Raw genomic sequence first — 18,465 nt, 5'->3', positions numbered from 1 at the left:
CCGCCCAGGACGCCCACGCGGGGCCTCCTCGGACGGCCTGAGGCCCGGGCCGGGGCCGCCGCCGAGTGCCGGACCGGGAAGGGGTGAGGTCCGCCGGGCGGGTCCGCCGCCGGGGAGCGGCCCGGAAAGCAAGGGCTGCCCGCGCGAGGCTGCCACCAAGGGACGGAACAGGAAGACCAGGCGCACGCGCGGAGCCCCGCCGAGACGGACGGGCGAGCGGGCCCGTGGCCCTGACCGGGCCCTGGCCCTGGCCCTGGCCCTGGCCCCGCCGAGAGTCGGACCGGGGAGTGAGGGCCGCCCCGGGGGCCCGCCACCGGGTGGCAAGCCGGGAAGGCGGGCACACACGGGCAGAGCCGCCGCGAGGTGACGGACCGATAAGGCCAGGGCACCGGGCAGGGTCGCGCGGGGTGGCCTACCGACAGGCGAGGGGTGCACAGGCGGGCGCCGTCGTCTGGTCCGTCCGACCGTCAGCGCGGATGCGGGAACACCGGGAAGGGTCTGCCTCGGTGTGCCGCCCCCGGTGCCGGGGTCCCCAACAGCAGGAGGCCCTGTCGCGTGCGCGGGCCGCGCTTCCCCGGTGCAGTCGCTGTCCCCACTGGAACGCCAGGTCTGCGGCTGAACGCGGTGCCGAGCGCCCAGCCGCCGACCGCGAGGGGCAGAGCCGCGTTCTTGACCAGCAGGACGCGGGCCGCCGCCGATCAAGGACACCAGCTCGGCGGCGGCCGGCAAGGCCGTGAAGAACAGGCCCACGCCGCCGGTCCGGCGGTGCCGGACCGCGCCGGCCGGCAGACGCAGGGCCGGTGGCGCACCGATCGGCAGCCGGGGCGACGCCTGGCCGGCGCCGAGTGCCCGGGCCGCGTAGTGGACGAGGACCGGAAGCAGGATGTCCACGGCGAGGGAGAGCAGGGGCCCCGAGCACTCCCGGGTCGCCTCGGAGGTTCGGCCGACTGGGCGGACGCGGACCCGTCCACCCCGTCGGTCCCGTCCACCCCGTCGGTCCCTCGGTCCCGGCGGGGTCCCCCCGGCGGTCCCGGCCATACCGGCGATACCCGGGCTCCCGGCTACCCCGACCGACCCGCCGATCGCGGCCACCCCGGTCCTTTCGGCCGTGCCGCTCGTTCCGGAAGTACCGGCCGTCCTGCCGGCGTCTCTCCTGCCGACCCCGCCCGCGCCGCCCGCCCTCCCCTTCGTACCGCTCTGTCCCGTGTGTCCCGTTGGATCCGCCATGTCCGCTGCCTCCTCGCCCGGCGCCGGAAAGCCGTACCGGGCGACGTGACGAACGACCGCGTTGCCCGGCTGTCGGCTGTGGCCGGACGTCTCCGGCCTGTGCGTTCACGGCATTCACGCTAGGCGTGGGACGGTGTCCGGCGGATCGGCGCAGGGGTGGAGTGCCGGGTGGACATTCCGGGGGCAGGCCCGGCCGCCTTCTCCACCGCAGGGTCCACAGCCGAGGGTGGAGAGGGCCAGGACGGCGGGCGGGGAGGGTCCCTCACGGCGTCAGCCGGTCACGGCCGACCAGGTCCGCCCCTCCACAGACCGAGTCGGCCGGACGGTCACGGCACCGGACGCGCCGTATCCCCGTCCCCGCCCTCGCCCCGGGCACCCCCGGCACGCCCATTGCCCTTGTGCGCGTGATGCGGGTTCTTCGCGTGGGTGCGGAGGCGGGCCGTCACGTCCTCCGGGGGCAGGAAGCGAGACCAGCGTTCGGGGAACTCGGAGGGCATGTCGGGGTCGTCGGGGTCGACCTCGCGGACCGCCGCGGCCAGGGCGACGTACTCGGCGACCTGCGCGTGCCGCATCCGCTCGTTGGCCTCGCGCGCGGCGGCCGTGGCCGCGGCGGGCCAGACCCGGTCGATGGCCGCGTTCACGGCCGCGCCGACCAGCACGGCGAACGCGGACACACCGATCCACAGCAGGACGGCGACGGCTGCGGCGAGGGAGCCGTAGATGGTGGCGCCCTCGATGGTGCTCGTGAGGTAGATGCGCAGCAGAAAGCTGCCGAGGACCCACATGGCGAGGGCGACCAGCGCGCCGGGCACGTCCTCGATCCACGGGGAGCGGACCGGCACCGAGACGTGGTACAGGGTCGTCAGGAAGACGATGGACAGGACGATCACGACCGGCCAGTACAGGACCTGGACGACCGTCTCCGACCAGGGCAGGATCCGCACCACCGCGTCCGGGCCGGCCACCATCAGCGGCAGCGCCACCGAGCCGATCAGCAGCGCCACGATGAACAGCAGGAACGCCATGATCCGGGTCTTGACGATGCCCCGGACGCCGTCGAGGCCGTACATGACGGTGATGGTGTCGATGAAGACGTTCACCGCGCGCGAGCCCGACCAGAGGGCGAACAGGAAGCCGATGGAGATGACGTCGGGCCGGCCTCCCTTCATCACGTCGTGCAGGATCGGCTCGGCGATCTCTTTGACGCCCTTGTCGGACAGCACCGTGCGGGAGGCCTCCAGGAGGTTGGTCTCCAGGCTGTGGATGGTGTCGGCGCCGGTCCAGTCGTCGACGTAGCCGAGCAGTCCGATCAGGCTCAGCAGCAGCGGCGGCACGGACAGCAGCGTGAAGAACGCCGCCTCGGCCGCCAGGCCCAGGATGCGGTACTCCATGCAGGAGTTGACGGTGTCCTTGAGCAACAGCCAGGCGGTCCTGCGCTTGGAGACGTTCCGGTAGAGGGCTCTGGCCCTGTGGAGCCGGCCGGCCGGCCGCTCGAGGGGTTCACTTGCTGGCTGCACGTCCTAACGGTATCCGCCGCACCGGGCCGCCCTCACCTTCCGGGGGCGATCGTCGAGGGGCACACGTCGATTTCCGGCGCTGTGCCACTCCGGAGGCCATCACCGCCGCCGTCCCGGGTAGGTTCGCAGTCATGGCAGGCACCTCCACCCACACCGTGACGAACCAGCCGCCTCCGCTGGCCGGCTACGACGTCTTCACCGCCGACCGGGCCCTCGCCGAGGCCGTCGACCGGTACACCGGCGCCGATGTCCTGGAGGAGGTGCGCGCCGAGCTGTCCGCGCTCGGCAGGGCCGCCGGTTCGGTGCAGCTCCAGGAGTGGGCGGTGCAGGCGAACGAGCATCCGCCCCGGCTGCGCAGCCACGACCGGTACGGCCACCGGATCGACGAGGTCGACTTCCACCCGGCCTGGCACCGGCTGCTCGGCAAGGCCGTCTCCGCCGGGCTGACCAGCGCCTGGGCGCGCCCGTCGGGGCATGTGCGCCGGGCGGCCGGGTTCCTGGTCTGGACGCAGGTCGAGGCGGGCACCTGCTGCCCGCTGTCGATGACGCACGCGGCCGTGCCCGCGCTGCGCGCCGACGCCGAGCTGGCCGCCGAGTGGGAGCCCCGGCTGGCGTCCACGGTCTACGACCGGCAGCTGCGGCCCGCCGGACAGAAGCCCGGCGCCCTGTTCGGAATGGGCATGACCGAGAAGCAGGGCGGCAGCGACGTCCGCGCGAACACCACCGTGGCGCGGCCCCTCGCGGAGGACGGCACGTACACGCTGACCGGGCACAAGTGGTTCTGCTCGGCGCCGATGTCGGACGCGTTCCTGGTGCTCGCGCAGGCGCCGGGCGGGCTCACCTGCTTCCTGGTCCCGCGGCTGCTGCCCGACGGAGGGCGCAACGTCTTCCTGATCCAGCGACTGAAGGACAAGCTGGGCAACCGCTCGAACGCCTCGGCGGAGGTCGAGTTCGACGGCACCTGGGCGCGCCGGGTCGGCGAGGAGGGGCGCGGGGTGCGCGCGATCATCGGGATGGTCGCCGCGACCCGGCTGGACTGTGCGCTCGGCTCGGCGGGCCTGATGCGGCAGGCGGTGGCGCAGGCCGTGCACCACTGCGCGCACCGGGAGGCGTTCGGCGGGAAGCTGGTCGACAAGCCGTTGATGCGCAACGTCCTCGCCGATCTGGCGCTGGAGTCGGAGGCGGCGACCGCGCTCGCGCTGCGGCTGGCCGCGGCCTGTGACGACGGCGGTGAGCAGGAGCGTGCCTTCCTGCGGCTCGCGGTGCCGGCCGCGAAGTACTGGATCACCAAGCGCTGCGCCCCGGTGGCCGTGGAGGCCGCCGAGTGCCTGGGCGGCAACGGGTACGTGGAGGAGTCCGGTCTGCCCCGGCTGGTGCGGGAGTCGCCGCTGAACTCCGTGTGGGAGGGCGCCGGGAACGTGCAGGCGCTGGACGTGCTGCGGGCCCTGCAACGGGAGCCGGGCGCGCTGGACGCCTGCCTCACCGAGATCGGCCAGGCGCACGGCGCGGACCACCGGCTGGACCGGGCGGTGAAGGACCTGTTCACCGAACTCGCCGACCTGGACGGCATCGAGGGGCGCGCCCGGCGCCTGGTGGAACGGCTCGCGCTGGTCCTGCAGGGCTCTCTCCTGGTGCGGTACGCCCCGCCGGAGGTGGCCGACGCCTTCTGCGCCTCCCGCCTGGGCGGCGACCACGGCGCGTCCTTCGGCACGTTGCCGACGGGCCTGGACCTGGAGTCGGTGGTGGATCGAGCGCGGCCGGCCTGACCTGCCGCACCCGGCCGGGGCCTTTGAGGGCTCGGAGGGAGGGGGTGGTGCTGCGCCGACACGGCACCACCCCCCACCACCTGGGTCAAGTCTCAGCCACGCCCCGGCGGTTCACCAGGGTTGCAGGGGGTTGCAACTTATGGCGGCACATGCGCGGAGTCTGTGCCTCCGCCATGTCCGGAACGGCAGTATGAGAGGCACAGTCGGACCGGAAACCGCCGCCCGGACGGCTTGACACGTGTGTTCGACGCCCTTTTCCGGGAGGACCGCAGTGGTGAACCCGCCGATGAACGTGGCGCGTCTGGCCGCCGTGGACGCGGCGCAGGCGGCGCGGGTGCTGAGCGAGGTGCGTGAGGCCACGCTCGCCGGGCAACGTACCCGGCTCGCGCCCCGTCCGGTGATCGAGCAGTCGTGGGGACGGATGCTGCGCAGTGGCGTCGACCCCGAACACGACTTCCGGTCCGGGCTGTTGCCCTCGGACGAGGTGCGGCGCCGACGGGAGGAGTCGCCGCTGCGGCATGTGCTGCCGGTGCTGCGGGAGGGGCTGCTTTCGGTCGCGGACGTGGCCCAGCACATCATGGTCGTCGCGGACGCCGACGGGCGCGTGCTGTGGCGGGAGGGGGCGCCGTCGGTGCTGCGTAAGGCCGACGGGCTCGGCTTTGAACTCGGCGCCGACTGGCGGGAAGACGTCGTCGGCACCAACGGGGTGGGCACCCCTGCGGTGGTACGGCGGCCGGTCCAGGTGTTCGCCGGCGAGCACTTCGTACGGTCGCACATCTCCTGGACCTGTTCGGGCGCGCCGATCACGGATCCGCGGGACGGGCGGCTGCTCGGCGTGGTGGACGTCAGCGGCCCCCTGGAGACCATGCATCCGGCGACCCTCGCCTGGGTGGACTCGGTGGCCAAGCTGGCCGAGGCCCGGCTGCGGGAGCTTCATCTGGCCTCGCTGGAGCGGCTGCGGGTGGTGGCGGCGCCGGTGCTGGCCCGGCTGGCCGGGCGGGCGCTGGTGGTGGACCGCGACGGCTGGGCGGCGGCCGTGACCGGGATGCCGTACGTGCGGCGGGTGACGCTGCCGAGGACGCTGGCGCCGGGCCGCCGGTGGCTGCCCTCGCTCGGCTCGTGCGCGGTGGAGCCGCTGGCCGGGGGCTGGCTGTTGCGGGCGGAGGAGGAGCCGCGGGCCGGTGCCCGCCGGATCGCGCTGGACCTCGCCCGGCCGGGCCGCTGCCTGCTGACGGTCACGGCTTCGGCGGGTTCCTGGTCGCGGGAACTGAGTCCGCGCCATGCCGAGTTGCTGTTCCTGCTCGCGGAGCACCGTGCCGGGCGCGGGGCGGCGGGGCTGGCCGAGGATCTGTTCGGCGATCCTTCCCGGACTGTGACCGTACGGGCCGAGATGTCCAGAATCCGAAGGTATCTGGGGGAACTTCTCCAGCACCGACCGTATCGGTTCTGCGACGATGTGGAAGTGGAAGTGATCCTTCCAGAGGATCCGTCCCGCCTGCTCCCACAGTCGACAGCACCGGCAGTGACCCGGAAACGGAATGTCACGCACAACGGCCGGACCGAGTAGCCCGGTCAGAGGTGACCGTCCGGCCGGACCCGGCCACGCACGCGCGTCTTCCGCCCATCTGCGCGGTCTTGGCCCTGCGCGGCCCGTTCCTGCCGTAGCATCCCGTACGGGCCTCCCCACCTGCTCCTCGCGTCAACCTACGGCTCGTCAGGCGCAGTTGGCCCGCCCTCTGGAGGAGAGATGAAGCATCGCGGCAGACACCGCCGACGCAGACGGGGCGCGGCGCTGCGCGCGGTCCTGACCGGCACCGCGCTCGCGCTCACCGCCGCGGCCACCCTGATCAGCGCCTCCCAGGCCGACGTCACCGAGGACCCGGGCGCGCTGAAGCCGCTGACCTCCCCGGCGGACACCAGCCGGCTCCGCCTCCAGGAGCACCCGGTCCCCGCGCGCACCCTGGACCGGCTCGCCGCCGCGATGGGCCGTCCGGTCGGCGTGGACGCCGTGCTCCAGAGCACCGACCGCGGCCTGCGCGAGGGCGACGACTGCTCCGCCGGCGACCGCGCCTCCCTTCCCGTCGCCCCGGCCGCCACCCGCGCCTACTGCTGGGACCCCGCCGACACCGCCACCGCCGACTGGCGGCCCGCCTCGGTGACCACCTCCGGGGACGCCGACGACGACGGCGTCTGGGGCACCCACCGGGTCGTCCTCGCCGGCTGGACCCACAGCACCACCACCGGCCGCCCCGCCGAGCGGGGCCTCGCCCGGGTCGCCTTCGTCGACGCGGACGACCCCGCCCACCTCTCCTACCGCTGGGTGCTGCTGGTGGTGCCGGTCGACGGCGGCCGGGACTACCGGGGCCTGGCCTCAGGCGTCTCCGGCATGGTCTGGTACCAGAACAAGCTGCTGGTCACCACCACGGCCGGCGGCGCCGACGCGCTCTACGTCTACGACCTGGACCGCATCCAGCGCACCACGGTCGACGGGCCCGAGATCGGCCGCGTGGCCGGCGGCTGGTCCGCCGACGGCTACGGCTATGTGCTGCCCGCGGTCGCCTCGTACCGCTTCACCTCCGGCCGCTGCGCCCCCTCCGGCCCGCCCTGTCCCGGCGCGCTCGCCCTCGACCGGGGTACGACGCCGGACAGCCTGGTCGCCGCGGAGTGGACCGCGCCCGGCGGCGACCGGCGCGCCCGGCTGTGGCGGTACGCGTTCAGCGACGATCCGGCGCGTCCCGGGCTGCTCGCCACGGATGCCTGGGGGCGGGCGGACGCGGTGGAGGCGTACCGGACCCGGGCCGACGGGATCCGGGGCCTGCTGTCGTACCGGAAGCCCGGGGCGGACCGGCCGTCCTGGTATGTGGGACGGCTGCCCGAGTCGCAGGACGGGCACGGCGGCCTGTGGCGGCAGGACACCCGGGGTGCCCGGGCGGCCCGCTGCGGCGCCGACGCCTCGGACCGCTGCTGGGCGCAAGACGCGGGCTCGCTCTCCTACTGGCAGGAGAGCGGCGAGGTGTGGTCACTGTCCGACCGCATGCTGTTCGCGCTGCCACTGGCCGAGCTGGACCGCTCCCTGGACTGACGGCCGGTCCTGCCGACCGGCACGGGAGGCCGTTGTGCCGCTCGATTCCGGGGGCGGTCATGCCGCTCGGCTCCGGGGGCGCTCCCGGACCCGATCGACAGACCGGCCCGCGGGATGGTTCCCTGACCCGCATGAGCAGCGTCCCTGTCACCACCTGGTCCCTGGAGCAGACCTCCCCGGCCGACCTCCTGCCCGCCGCCGCCCCGGACGGCGATGTCCGGATCGTCCGCGCCGAGGTGCCCTCCCCCGAGTTCAGCCGGTTCCTGTACGCCTCGGTCGGCGGCGACATCCGCTGGACCGACCGGCTGGGCTGGACGTACGCGCGGTGGCGGGAGCACCTGGAGCGGCCCGGCGTGGAGACCTGGGTGGCCTACGACCGCGGCACCCCGGCCGGCTATGTCGAGCTGGAGCCGCAGGACGAGGGCGCGGTCGAGATCGTGTACTTCGGGCTGATCCCCGCCTTCCGCGGCCGGCGCATCGGCGGCCACCTGCTGGCGTACGGTACGGCCCGCGCGTGGGACCTGGCCGAGCGGTGGCCCGGGCGGACGCCGACGAAGCGGGTGTGGCTGCACACGTGCAGCAAGGACGGCGAGTACGCGATGGACAACTACCAGCGGCGCGGCTTCAAGCTGTTCGACACCAAGGTGGAGCTGGAGCCGGACGGGGCCGCGCCGGGGCCCTGGCCCGGCGCATACCCCGCCTGACCTGCCAGGACAAGTCCTCCGGCGACGCATGTGAGCGACGACACCCTTGTTCCACATTCCGGGACAAGGGTGTCCGGATGATGGACGAAGCTGGACTGTGTCCAGATCGCCGTGACACGCTTCCGTCATGTCCGGAACTGGAATTGCCTTGGTGAGTCGGCGGCACGTCGATCTCGGCCGCATGTCCAGCGCCATCTGTCCGGCGAGCTGACGCCTCCCAGCACCGCCGTTCCCTCTTCGTACCTGATCACGCGTGCGCAACGACGCGCACCCATGCCGCATGCGCACGCACGCGCAGGTCAGCCGCTTACCCGCCTGTCCCGAAGGACGTACACCCATGGCCGCCACCCCACAGAACCCCGCCGCCTCCGCGCCCCGCCGCAAGGTGAGCCGTCACCGCGGTGAGGGCCAGTGGGCCGTTGGCCACTTCACCCCGCTCAACGGCAACGAGCAGTTCAAGAAGGACGACGACGGTCTCAATGTGCGGACACGCATTGAGACGATCTACTCCAAGCGCGGCTTCGACTCGATCGACCCGAACGACCTGCGCGGCCGGATGCGCTGGTGGGGGCTCTACACCCAGCGCAAGCCCGGGATCGACGGCGGCAAGACCGCGGTCCTGGAGCCGGAGGAACTGGACGACGAGTACTTCATGCTGCGCGTCCGCATCGACGGCGGGGCGCTGACCACGGCGCAGTTGCGGGTGATCGGTGAGATCTCGCAGGAGTTCGCGCGCGGCACGGCGGACATCACCGACCGGCAGAACGTCCAGTACCACTGGATCCGGATCGAGGACGTGCCGGAGATCTGGGACCGGCTGGAGGGCGTCGGCCTGTCCACCGTCACCGCCTGCGGTGACACCCCGCGTGTGATGATCGGCTCCCCGGTGGCGGGCATCGCCGAGGACGAGATCATCGACGCCACGCCGGCGCTGGAGGAGATGAAGCGCCGCGTCCTGAACAACAAGGCGTACTCCAACCTCCCCCGCAAGTTCAAGACGGCCATCTCGGGTTCGCCGCTGCTGGACGTCGTGCACGAGATCAACGACGTCGCGTTCGTCGGCGTACGCCACCCCGAGCACGGCCCGGGCTTCGACGTCTGGGTCGGCGGCGGTCTGTCCACCAACCCCAAGCTGGGCGTGCGGCTCGGCGCCTGGGTGCCGATCGACGAGGTCCCGGACGTCTACGAGGGTGTCATCTCGATCTTCCGCGACTACGGCTACCGCCGGCTGCGCAACCGGGCCCGGCTGAAGTTCCTCGTCGCGGACTGGGGCGCGGAGAAGTTCCGTCAGGTGCTGGAGGACGAGTACCTGAAGCGCAAGCTGACCGACGGGCCCGCTCCCGAGCAGCCGGTGCAGCAGTGGCGCGACCACATCGGTGTGCACCGGCAGAAGGACGGCCGCTTCTACGTCGGTTTCGCGCCGCGCGTCGGCCGGGTCGACGGCGCCACGCTGACGAAGGTCGCCGACCTCGCGGAGGCGCACGGCTCGGGCCGGGTCCGCACCACCGTCGAGCAGAAGATGATCATCCTCGACGTCGAGCAGGACAGGGTCGACTCGCTGGTGGAGGGCCTGGAGGCGCTGGACCTCACCGCGCGGCCGTCCTCGTTCCGGCGCGGCACCATGGCCTGCACCGGCATCGAGTTCTGCAAGCTCGCCATCGTGGAGACCAAGCAGCGCGGCTCGCAGCTGATCGACGAACTGGAGCGCCGCCTGCCGGACTTCGACGAGCCGATCACCATCAACCTCAACGGCTGCCCGAACGCCTGCGCCCGTATCCAGGTCGCGGACATCGGTCTCAAGGGACAGCTGGTCCTCGACGACCGGGGCGAGCAGGTCGAGGGCTACCAGGTGCACCTGGGCGGCGCCCTCGGGCTGGAGCCGGGCTTCGGCCGCAAGGTGCGCGGCCTGAAGGTCACCGCGGAGGAGCTGCCCGACTACGTCGAGCGCGTGCTCAAGCGGTTCCAGGCCGAGCGCGAGGACGGCGAGCGGTTCGCGGCCTGGGCGGCGCGCGCGTCCGAGGAGGCCCTGTCGTGAGCGAGCGCGCGGCCCCGTTCTACTGCCCCTACTGCGGCGACGAGGACCTGCGTCCGAGCGACGAGGGTCACGGCGCCTGGGAATGCGCGGCGTGCAACCGCGCATTCCGGCTGAAGTTCCTGGGGCTGCTGGCCCGGGGCATTCAGCGAGCCGACAACGGAGGGGACGACCTGATATGACGACGGCTCAGGAAGAGCGTACGACCGAGGAGTTGAAGGCGCTCGCCGAGCAGGCGGGCCGGGACCTGGAGGACGCCTCCGCACTGGAGATCCTCCGGTGGGCGGTGGACACCTTCGGCACGAAGTTCTGCGTCACCTCCTCCATGGAGGACGCCGTGGTCGCCCATCTCGCCTCGCGCGTGCTGAAGGGCGTGGACGTGGTCTTCCTCGACACCGGCTACCACTTCCCGGAGACCATCGGCACCCGGGACGCCGTGGAGGCCGTGATGGACGTCAACGTCATCACCCTCACGCCGAAGCAGACGGTCGCCGAACAGGACGCCGAGTACGGCCCGAAGCTGCACGACCGCGACCCCGACCTGTGCTGCGCGCTGCGCAAGGTGCGGCCACTGGAAGAGGGCCTGAAGAACTACCAGGCGTGGGCGACGGGCCTGCGCCGCGACGAGTCCCCGACCCGGGCGAACACGCCGGTCGTCGGCTGGGACGAGAAGCGGCAGAAGGTCAAGATCTCCCCGATCGCCCGCTGGACGCAGGACGACGTGGACGCGTACATCACCGAACACGGCGTGCTCACCAACCCGTTGCTGATGGACGGCTACGCCTCCGTCGGCTGCGCCCCGTGCACCCGCAGGGTCCTGGAGGGCGAGGACGCGCGGGCCGGCCGCTGGGCGGGCCGGGCCAAGACCGAGTGCGGGCTGCACGGATGACGAACGAGCGGAGTCAGGAGAACCACGTGACGACCGGAGCCACCGTCTGGCTCACGGGTCTGCCGAGCGCCGGCAAGACCACCATCGCGTACGAGCTGGCGGGCCGGCTGCGCGCCGAGGGCCACCGTGTGGAGGTGCTCGACGGCGACGAGATCCGCGAGTTCATCTCGGCGGGCCTCGGCTTCTCCCGGGAGGACCGGCACACCAACGTGCAGCGCATCGGCTTCGTCGCCGAGCTGCTGGCCCGCAACGGCGTCACGGCGCTGGTGCCGGTGATCGCGCCGTACGCGGACAGCCGGGACGCGGTGCGCAAGCGGCACGAGGAGAACGGGACGCCGTACCTGGAGATCCATGTGGCGACCCCGGTCGAGGTGTGCAGCGTGCGCGATGTGAAGGGGCTGTACGCCAAGCAGGCCGCGGGCGAGCTGACCGGGCTCACCGGGGTCGACGACCCGTACGAGGAGCCGGAGACGCCGGATCTGCGGATCGAGTCGCAGCACCAGACGGTCCGGGAGTCGGCCGCGTCGGTGTACGCGCTGCTGAGCGAGAGGGGACTGGCATGACCACGGTCGCCAAGGTGGACGAGGGCACGGACAGCCCGTACGCACTGTCGCACCTGGACGCGCTGGAGTCGGAGGCGGTGCACATCTTCCGCGAGGTCGCGGGCGAGTTCGAGAACCCGGTGATCCTGTTCTCCGGCGGCAAGGACTCCATCGTCATGCTGCACCTCGCGCTGAAGGCCTTCACCCCCGCGCCGGTGCCGTTCGCGCTGCTCCATGTCGACACCGGACACAATTTCCCGGAAGTCCTTGAGTACCGGGACCGTGTGGTGGCCGCACATGGGCTGCGCCTCCATGTGGCCTCGGTCCAGGACTACATCGACCGCGGTGTGCTCAAGGAACGCCCCGACGGCACCCGCAACCCGCTCCAGACCCTCCCGCTGACGGAGAAGATCCAGAGCGAGAAGTTCGACGCCGTCTTCGGCGGTGGCCGCCGCGACGAGGAGAAGGCCCGCGCCAAGGAGCGCGTCTTCTCCCTGCGCGACGAGTTCTCCCAGTGGGACCCGCGCCGCCAGCGCCCCGAGCTGTGGAACCTGTACAACGGCCGCCACGCCCCCGGTGAGCACGTCCGGGTCTTCCCGCTGTCCAACTGGACCGAGCTGGACGTCTGGCAGTACATCGCCCGCGAGGGCATCGAACTGCCGGAGATCTACTTCGCCCACGAGCGCGAGGTGTTCCAGCGCAGCGGCATGTGGCTGACGGCCGGCGAGTGGGGCGGGCCGAAGGACGGCGAGACGGTCGAGAAGCGGCAGGTGCGCTACCGCACCGTCGGCGACATGTCCTGCACCGGCGCGGTCGACTCCGACGCCGACACGATCGAGAAGGTCATCGCCGAGATCGCCGCGTCCCGGCTGACCGAGCGGGGCGCGACCCGCGCCGACGACAAGCTGTCCGAGGCCGCGATGGAAGACCGCAAGCGCGAGGGGTACTTCTAAGCATGAGCACGACCACGACCGAGGCGCTCTCGGCCACCACCCTGCTGCGGTTCGCCACCGCCGGCTCCGTCGACGACGGCAAGTCCACGCTCGTCGGACGTCTGCTGCACGACTCCAAGTCGGTGCTCGCCGACCAGCTGGAGGCCGTCGAGCGCGCCTCCGCGAGCCGTGGCCAGGACGGCCCGGACCTCGCGCTGCTCACCGACGGCCTGCGCGCCGAACGCGAGCAGGGCATCACCATCGACGTCGCCTACCGCTACTTCGCGACCCCGCGCCGCCGGTTCATCCTCGCCGACACCCCCGGCCATGTGCAGTACACCCGCAACATGGTCACCGGCGCCTCCACGGCCGAGCTGACGGTGATCCTGGTCGACGCCCGCAACGGCGTGGTCGAGCAGACCCGCCGGCACGCGGCCATCGCCGCCCTCCTGCGCGTCCCGCACGTCGTCCTCGCCGTCAACAAGATGGACCTCGTCGGGTACGAGGAGAAGGTGTTCGCCGCGATCGCCGAGGAGTTCACGGCGTACGCGACCGAGCTGGGCGTCCCGGAGGTCACCGCGATCCCGATCTCGGCGCTGGCCGGCGACAACGTGGTGGAGCCGTCCGCGCACATGGACTGGTACGGCGGTCCCACCGTGCTGGAGCACCTGGAGACCGTGCCGGTCAGCCACGACCTGGCGCACTGCCACGCGCGGCTGCCCGTGCAGTACGTGATCCGGCCGCAGACCGCCGAGCACCCGGACTACCGGGGCTACGCGGGCCAGATCGCGGCCGGCACGTTCCGCGTGGGCGAGCAGGTCACCGTCCTGCCGTCCGGCCGTACCTCGACGATCTCCGGCATCGACCTGCTCGGCGAACCGGTCGACGTGGCCTGGACGACGCAGTCGGTGACGGTGCGGCTCGCGGACGACATCGACGTCTCGCGCGGCGACCTGATCGTGCCGACGAAGGACGCCCCGGCCACCACGCAGGACGTGGAGGCGACCGTCTGCCACGTCGCCGACGCGCCGCTGACCGTCGGTCACCGGGTGCTGCTCAAGCACGGCACCCGCACGGTCAAGGCGATCGTGAAGGACATCCCGTCCCGGCTGACGCTCGACGACCTGTCCCTGCACCCGCACCCGGGACAGCTGGTCGCCAACGACATCGGCCGGGTGAAGATCCGTACCGCCGAGCCGCTGCCGGTCGACTCCTACGCCGACTCGCGCCGCACGGGCTCCTTCATCCTGATCGACCCCGCCGACGGCACCACGCTCACCGCGGGCATGGTCGGCGAGTCGTTCGCGTCCCCCGAGCCCGTCAAGGACGAGGCCGACGACGACGGCTGGGACTTCTGAGCGATGAACTCCACCGACTTCTACTCGACGTTCGCGAAGGAGGGCGGCCGCGTCGGCAGCGGCGTCCTCGGCAGCGGGCAGGGCGGGGTCGCGCGATGTGCGCGGTGACGTACGCGCACTGCCTGCGCGCCCCGTCCCCCCACCCTCCCCCACATGCTCGGCTTCGCTCGCGAGCGGGGGGACCCCCACCCCGGAAGCGACGAAGACCCTTTGCCGACTCCCGGCCACGACCTGAGAGACCGTGACCGCCGGGCCAACGAGAGGAAAGCCTCCCGTGCCTGCCAACCGCTCCACTCTGCTTCGCCGCGGGATCGCCGTGATCGCCGCACTCCCCCTGTTGTCCCTCGCGGCCTGCGGCTACGGGTCCGACTCCAAGGACGACAACGCGGGCGCCAAGATCGCCACCGGCGCCAAGAAGATCGACGGGCTCGGCTCCGTCAAGATCGGCTACTTCGGCAACCTCACCCACGCCACCGCCCTGGTCGGCAAGCAGAAGGGCTTCTTCCAGAAGGAGCTGGGCGCCACCGAGGCCAAGTACCAGGTCTTCAACGCCGGTCCGTCCGAGATCGAGGCCCTGAACTCGGGTTCCATCGACATCGGCTGGATCGGCCCCTCCCCGTCGATCAACGGCTACACCAAGTCCGACGGCAAGAGCCTGCGCATCATCGGCGGTTCGGCCTCCGGCGGGGTGAAGCTGGTCGTCAACCCGAAGAAGATCAAGTCCCTGAAGGACGTCGAGGGCAAGAGGATCGCGACCCCGCAGCTCGGCAACACGCAGGACGTGGCGTTCCTCAACTGGGCGGCCGAGCAGGGCTGGAAGGTCGACGCGCAGAGCGGCAAGGGTGACGTGTCCGTCGTCCGCACGGACAACAAGGTGACCCCGGACGCCTACAAGTCCGGCTCGATCGACGGCGCCTGGGTGCCGGAGCCGACCGCGTCCAAGCTGGTCGCCGAGGGCGCCAAGGTGCTGCTGGACGAGTCGACGCTGTGGCCGGACAAGAAGTTCGTGATCACGAACATCATCGTGTCGCAGAAGTTCCTCAAGGAGCACCCGAAGGCCGTCGAGGCGGTCCTCAGGGCATCGGTCGAGACCAACAAGTGGATCAACGCCAACCCGGACGAGGCGAAGACCGCGGCGAACAAGCAGCTGGGCGTCGACTCCGGCAAGGAGCTGCCCGCGAAGGTGCTGGACCCGGCGTGGAAGTCCATCCAGTTCACCGACGACCCGCTCGCCGCGACCCTCGACACCGAGGCGGGGCACGCCGTCAAGGCCGGCCTGCTGGAGAACCCCAAGCTGGACGGCATCTACGACCTCACCCTCCTGAACAAGGTCCTCAAGGCCGAGGGCGAGCCGACCGTCAGCGACGCCGGACTCGGCGCCGAGTAAGTCCCGTAGCCGATGAGTTCCCAGGAGGTGACGACCATGGCAACGACCTTCGCCGAGGCCGCCGAGACGGTCGAGCACGCGGCGCGTATCGCACACGTCTCGAAGTCCTTCGCGACACCGGGCGGGCAGCAGCTCGTCCTGGACGACATCAGCCTCGATGTCGCACCGGGTGAGTTCGTCACCCTCCTGGGGGCCTCGGGCTGCGGCAAGTCGACGTTGCTGAACCTGGTGGCGGGGCTGGACCAGCCCTCCGCCGGCAGCATCGCGACCGACGGGCGTCCGGCCCTGATGTTCCAGGAACACGCCTTGTTCCCATGGCTGACCGCGGGCAAGAACATCGAACTCGCCCTCAAGCTCAGGGGCGTTCCGAAGAACGAGCGCCGCGAGCGGGCCGAGCGGCTGCTCGAACTGGTGCGGCTGCACGGCTCGTACGGCAAGCGGGTGCACGAGCTGTCCGGCGGTATGCGCCAGCGCGTGGCCATGGCCCGCGCGCTCGCGCAGGACAGCCAGCTGCTGCTGATGGACGAGCCGTTCGCCGCGCTGGACGCGATCACCCGGGACCTGCTGCACGACGAGCTGACCCGGATCTGGGCGGAGACGGGCGTGTCCGTCCTGTTCGTCACGCACAACGTGCGCGAGGCGGTACGGCTCGCGCAGCGGGTGGTGCTGCTGTCGTCCCGGCCGGGCCGGGTGGCCCGTGAGTGGCGGGTGGACATTCCGCAGCCGCGGCGCATCGAGGACGCGCCGGTCGCCGAACTGTCCCTGGAGATCACCGAAGTACTGCGTGGGGAGATCCGGCGTCATGGCCAGCACTGAGACCAAGACCGTCACGGACGCGGGGAGCGTCGAGGCGGGTCTGGACGCCCTGGAGGTCGTCTCCGCCGGCCGTACGCCGTTCCGGCAGACCTTCACCAGCAAGATCCTGCCGCCGGTCGTCGCCACCGTGGTGGTGCTGGTGGTGTGGCAGGCGCTGATCTCCTTCAAGATCGTCGACGATCCCACGAAACTGCCCTCCCCCGCCGACGTCGGTGGCGAGTTCAAGCGTGCCTGGCTGGAGGGCACGCTGCTGGACTACATCTGGACCAGCGTCTCGCGCGGTCTGCTGGGCTTCCTGTTCGCGCTGGCCATCGGCACACCGCTCGGTCTGCTGGTGGCGCGGGTGAAGTTCGTGCGCGCGGCCATCGGTCCGGTGCTGTCCGGTCTGCAGTCGCTGCCGTCGGTCGCCTGGGTGCCGCCGGCGGTGATCTGGCTGGGCCTGGACAACTCGATGATGTACGCGGTGATCCTGCTCGGCGCGGTCCCGTCGATCGCCAACGGCCTGGTCTCCGGCATCGACCAGGTGCCGCCGCTGTTCCTGCGGGCGGGCCGCACGATGGGCGCGACCGGGGTGCGGGGCGCCTGGCACATCGTCCTGCCGGCCGCGCTGCCGGGCTATCTCGCGGGCCTGAAGCAGGGCTGGGCCTTCTCCTGGCGCTCGCTGATGGCCGCGGAGATCATCGCCTCCTCCCCCGACCTGGGCGTCGGCCTGGGCGCGCTGCTGGAGAACGGCCGCAACGCCAGCTCCATGTCCATGGTGTTCGAGGCGATCTTCCTGATCCTGTTCGTCGGCATCGCCATCGACCTGCTGATCTTCAGCCCGCTGGAGCGGTGGGTGCTGCGCAGCCGCGGCCTGCTGGTGAAGAGCTGACCATGCGCCGTCCGGTCCTTCTCGTCATCGCCCACGGCAGCCGCGACCCGCGGCACGCGGCGACCGTGCACGCCCTGGTGGAGCGGGTGCGGTCGCTGCGGCCGGGCCTGCGCGTGGAGACCGGGTTCCTGGACTTCAACGTCCCGTCGGTGCACGGGGTGCTTCAGTCGCTGGCGGCGGAGGGCGTACGGGACGTCGTCGCCCTGCCGCTGCTGCTGACCCGCGCGTTCCACGCCAAGGCCGACATCCCCGCCGTGCTGCGGGACGCGCCGGCGCGGCTGCGGATCCGGCAGGCAGACGTGCTCGGCCCGTCCCCGCTGCTGCTGTCCGCGCTGGAACGACGGCTGTACGAGGCGGGCCTGTCGCCCGCCGACAAGTCCTCGACCGGGGTCGTGCTGGCCTCGGCGGGGTCCTCCGACCCGGAGGCGATCGCGGTGATCGCCGACATCGCGCGGGAGTGGTGGCACACCGGTTGGTGCGCCGTGCGACCCGCGTTCGCCTCCGCGTCCCTTCCCCGCACCGAGGACGCGGTACGTGAGCTGCGCGCCCTCGGCTGCGAGCGGGTCGCCGTCGCGCCGTACGTCCTGGCCCCCGGCTTCCTGCCGGACCGGATCGCGCGCGGCGCGGCCGGGGCGGACGTGCTCGCCGAGGTGCTCGGCCCCGCCCCTGAAGTGGCCCGGGTGTCGCTGGAGCGGTACGACAGCGCCTGCCGGCCGGCCTTGGCGGCACTCGGCGCGTAACCGCCGCGCGGCCGTGGCCGCGAGGTGCCCCGTCAGGGTACGGGTGCGTGGTGGCCGGGCCCGCGGCCCCGGCACGCCGGGACGCGGCGGCGGAGCGGCTGCGGGAGCTGTTCCGGCGGTCGTTCACGACGGGGCTGCGCGATCCCGCGGCCCGGGTGCGGGGGTCGGAGTCGCGTGACGCGCTGCCGGCGGTGCCGGTCGCGGTGGTGGAGTGCGCCTCGTGCGGGCGGAAGATCACGACGGAGCCGGGCGAGAACCCGCCGCCGTGGGACTGCTGGTGCGGGGCCCGGCTGGTGCTGCCACCGCGGCTGACGGTGACCACTCCCCCGACCCGCACCGAGCAACCACATCCGGCCGCGCCGCGCCGCGCGGGTGGAGGCCCACCGTCTGCTGCCGGAGCCTGCGCGGCACGACTGTTCCGGCCCGGCGCTCGTCGCGGGGCCGGCGAACACCCCAAGAAGCCGGGGCGGTTCAGGCTCGCCAACCGCTCGCGGGAGACCTGGACGGGTACCCGCTCGGACGGCACCGTGCAGAAGATCGAGCCCGGTCGGACGGTGCCGCTGCGGTCGGCGCTCGACCTGGACCTCGGCGGCGGTTCCGGG

The 18,465-nt window shown here is 72.2% G+C and carries 16 protein-coding genes; 15 read left to right on the top strand and 1 reads right to left on the bottom strand.

The annotated features are described in order from the left end of the window. Window positions 1-1,553: 1,553 nt before the first annotated feature. Window positions 1,554-2,744, bottom strand: coding sequence for a YihY/virulence factor BrkB family protein (locus tag AB0L21_RS21160; protein ID WP_365785617.1), 1,191 nt, complete (start codon window positions 2,742-2,744; stop codon window positions 1,554-1,556). 131 nt (window positions 2,745-2,875) lie between these two features. On the opposite strand from AB0L21_RS21160, the gene AB0L21_RS21155 reads away from it, so the two are divergent. The 15 genes from AB0L21_RS21155 to AB0L21_RS21085 all read left to right on the top strand — a co-directional run bounded on the left by AB0L21_RS21155 (window position 2,876) and on the right by AB0L21_RS21085 (window position 17,863). After that, window positions 2,876-4,510 carry an acyl-CoA dehydrogenase family protein gene (locus AB0L21_RS21155; protein ID WP_365704107.1) on the top strand — a complete coding sequence of 545 codons (1,635 nt, stop codon included), beginning with the start codon at window positions 2,876-2,878 and terminating at the stop codon, window positions 4,508-4,510. Window positions 4,511-4,781: 271 nt separating this feature from the next. Continuing rightward, entirely contained in the window at window positions 4,782-6,077 is a 1,296-nt protein-coding gene (locus AB0L21_RS21150; protein ID WP_365785615.1) for a GAF domain-containing protein, read from the top strand. A 180-nt stretch (window positions 6,078-6,257) separates the two neighbouring features. After that, window positions 6,258-7,592 carry a hypothetical protein gene (locus tag AB0L21_RS21145; RefSeq protein WP_365704111.1) on the top strand — a complete coding sequence of 445 codons (1,335 nt, stop codon included), beginning with the start codon at window positions 6,258-6,260 and terminating at the stop codon, window positions 7,590-7,592. Window positions 7,593-7,723: 131 nt separating this feature from the next. Further along, entirely contained in the window at window positions 7,724-8,296 is a 573-nt protein-coding gene (locus AB0L21_RS21140) for a GNAT family N-acetyltransferase (protein WP_365785613.1), read from the top strand. Between the two features lie 127 nt (window positions 8,297-8,423). Next, the gene (locus AB0L21_RS21135; protein ID WP_309486338.1) at window positions 8,424-8,507 is read left to right on the top strand and encodes a putative leader peptide; all 84 of its coding nucleotides are present in this window, start codon (window positions 8,424-8,426) and stop codon (window positions 8,505-8,507) included. A 126-nt stretch (window positions 8,508-8,633) separates the two neighbouring features. After that, window positions 8,634-10,331: a nitrite/sulfite reductase gene (locus tag AB0L21_RS21130; RefSeq protein WP_365704115.1), complete on the top strand. Its 1,698-nt coding sequence runs from the start codon at window positions 8,634-8,636 to the stop codon at window positions 10,329-10,331. After that, window positions 10,328-10,510 carry a hypothetical protein gene (locus tag AB0L21_RS21125; protein ID WP_365704117.1) on the top strand — a complete coding sequence of 61 codons (183 nt, stop codon included), beginning with the start codon at window positions 10,328-10,330 and terminating at the stop codon, window positions 10,508-10,510. The genes AB0L21_RS21130 and AB0L21_RS21125 overlap by 4 nt, the downstream gene beginning before the upstream one ends. Beyond that, window positions 10,507-11,217, top strand: coding sequence for a phosphoadenylyl-sulfate reductase (locus AB0L21_RS21120; protein WP_365704119.1), 711 nt, complete (start codon window positions 10,507-10,509; stop codon window positions 11,215-11,217). Before AB0L21_RS21125 ends, AB0L21_RS21120 begins: the two co-directional genes overlap by 4 nt. A 26-nt stretch (window positions 11,218-11,243) precedes the next feature. Beyond that, window positions 11,244-11,780 (top strand): adenylyl-sulfate kinase, encoded by a 537-nt coding sequence (gene cysC, locus AB0L21_RS21115; RefSeq protein ID WP_365785611.1) that lies wholly within the window; start codon window positions 11,244-11,246, stop codon window positions 11,778-11,780. Beyond that, complete coding sequence (gene cysD / locus AB0L21_RS21110) at window positions 11,777-12,712, top strand: sulfate adenylyltransferase subunit CysD (RefSeq protein WP_365704123.1); 936 nt, start codon at window positions 11,777-11,779, stop codon at window positions 12,710-12,712. The genes cysC and cysD overlap by 4 nt, the downstream gene beginning before the upstream one ends. A 2-nt stretch (window positions 12,713-12,714) precedes the next feature. Then, a complete protein-coding gene (locus tag AB0L21_RS21105; protein ID WP_365704125.1) occupies window positions 12,715-14,049 on the top strand; it encodes a GTP-binding protein in 1,335 nt (444 codons plus the stop codon). A 274-nt stretch (window positions 14,050-14,323) separates the two neighbouring features. Next, entirely contained in the window at window positions 14,324-15,436 is a 1,113-nt protein-coding gene (locus AB0L21_RS21100; protein ID WP_365785609.1) for an aliphatic sulfonate ABC transporter substrate-binding protein, read from the top strand. Window positions 15,437-15,472: 36 nt separating this feature from the next. Further along, on the top strand, window positions 15,473-16,252 hold the full coding sequence (locus AB0L21_RS21095) for an ABC transporter ATP-binding protein (RefSeq protein ID WP_365704129.1): 780 nt from the start codon (window positions 15,473-15,475) through the stop codon (window positions 16,250-16,252). Beyond that, window positions 16,239-17,123, top strand: a complete 885-nt coding sequence (locus AB0L21_RS21090) for an ABC transporter permease (RefSeq protein ID WP_365704131.1) — start codon at window positions 16,239-16,241, stop codon at window positions 17,121-17,123. The genes AB0L21_RS21095 and AB0L21_RS21090 overlap by 14 nt, the downstream gene beginning before the upstream one ends. Before the next feature lie 2 nt (window positions 17,124-17,125). After that, complete coding sequence (locus AB0L21_RS21085; protein WP_030645831.1) at window positions 17,126-17,863, top strand: sirohydrochlorin chelatase; 738 nt, start codon at window positions 17,126-17,128, stop codon at window positions 17,861-17,863. The last annotated feature ends 602 nt before the right edge of the window (window positions 17,864-18,465 follow it).

The organism is Streptomyces sp. NPDC052721 (assembly GCF_040678315.1).
In the GTDB taxonomy this organism is placed as follows: domain Bacteria; phylum Actinomycetota; class Actinomycetes; order Streptomycetales; family Streptomycetaceae; genus Streptomyces.
This window is presented reverse-complemented; position numbering and strand designations above follow the sequence as displayed.

What these genes read in the sequence shown, in the direction of transcription:
- cysD (WP_365704123.1), top strand. Translation starts at nt 11,777, where the DNA reads ATGACCACGGTCGCCAAGGTGGACGAGGGCACGGACAGCCCGTACGCA.
- AB0L21_RS21085 (WP_030645831.1), top strand. Translation starts at nt 17,126, where the DNA reads ATGCGCCGTCCGGTCCTTCTCGTCATCGCCCACGGCAGCCGCGACCCG.
- AB0L21_RS21120 (WP_365704119.1), top strand. Translation starts at nt 10,507, where the DNA reads ATGACGACGGCTCAGGAAGAGCGTACGACCGAGGAGTTGAAGGCGCTC.
- AB0L21_RS21095 (WP_365704129.1), top strand. Translation starts at nt 15,473, where the DNA reads ATGGCAACGACCTTCGCCGAGGCCGCCGAGACGGTCGAGCACGCGGCG.
- AB0L21_RS21140 (WP_365785613.1), top strand. Translation starts at nt 7,724, where the DNA reads ATGAGCAGCGTCCCTGTCACCACCTGGTCCCTGGAGCAGACCTCCCCG.
- AB0L21_RS21130 (WP_365704115.1), top strand. Translation starts at nt 8,634, where the DNA reads ATGGCCGCCACCCCACAGAACCCCGCCGCCTCCGCGCCCCGCCGCAAG.
- AB0L21_RS21135 (WP_309486338.1), top strand. Translation starts at nt 8,424, where the DNA reads ATGTCCGGAACTGGAATTGCCTTGGTGAGTCGGCGGCACGTCGATCTC.
- AB0L21_RS21105 (WP_365704125.1), top strand. Translation starts at nt 12,715, where the DNA reads ATGAGCACGACCACGACCGAGGCGCTCTCGGCCACCACCCTGCTGCGG.
- AB0L21_RS21155 (WP_365704107.1), top strand. Translation starts at nt 2,876, where the DNA reads ATGGCAGGCACCTCCACCCACACCGTGACGAACCAGCCGCCTCCGCTG.
- AB0L21_RS21090 (WP_365704131.1), top strand. Translation starts at nt 16,239, where the DNA reads ATGGCCAGCACTGAGACCAAGACCGTCACGGACGCGGGGAGCGTCGAG.
- AB0L21_RS21145 (WP_365704111.1), top strand. Translation starts at nt 6,258, where the DNA reads ATGAAGCATCGCGGCAGACACCGCCGACGCAGACGGGGCGCGGCGCTG.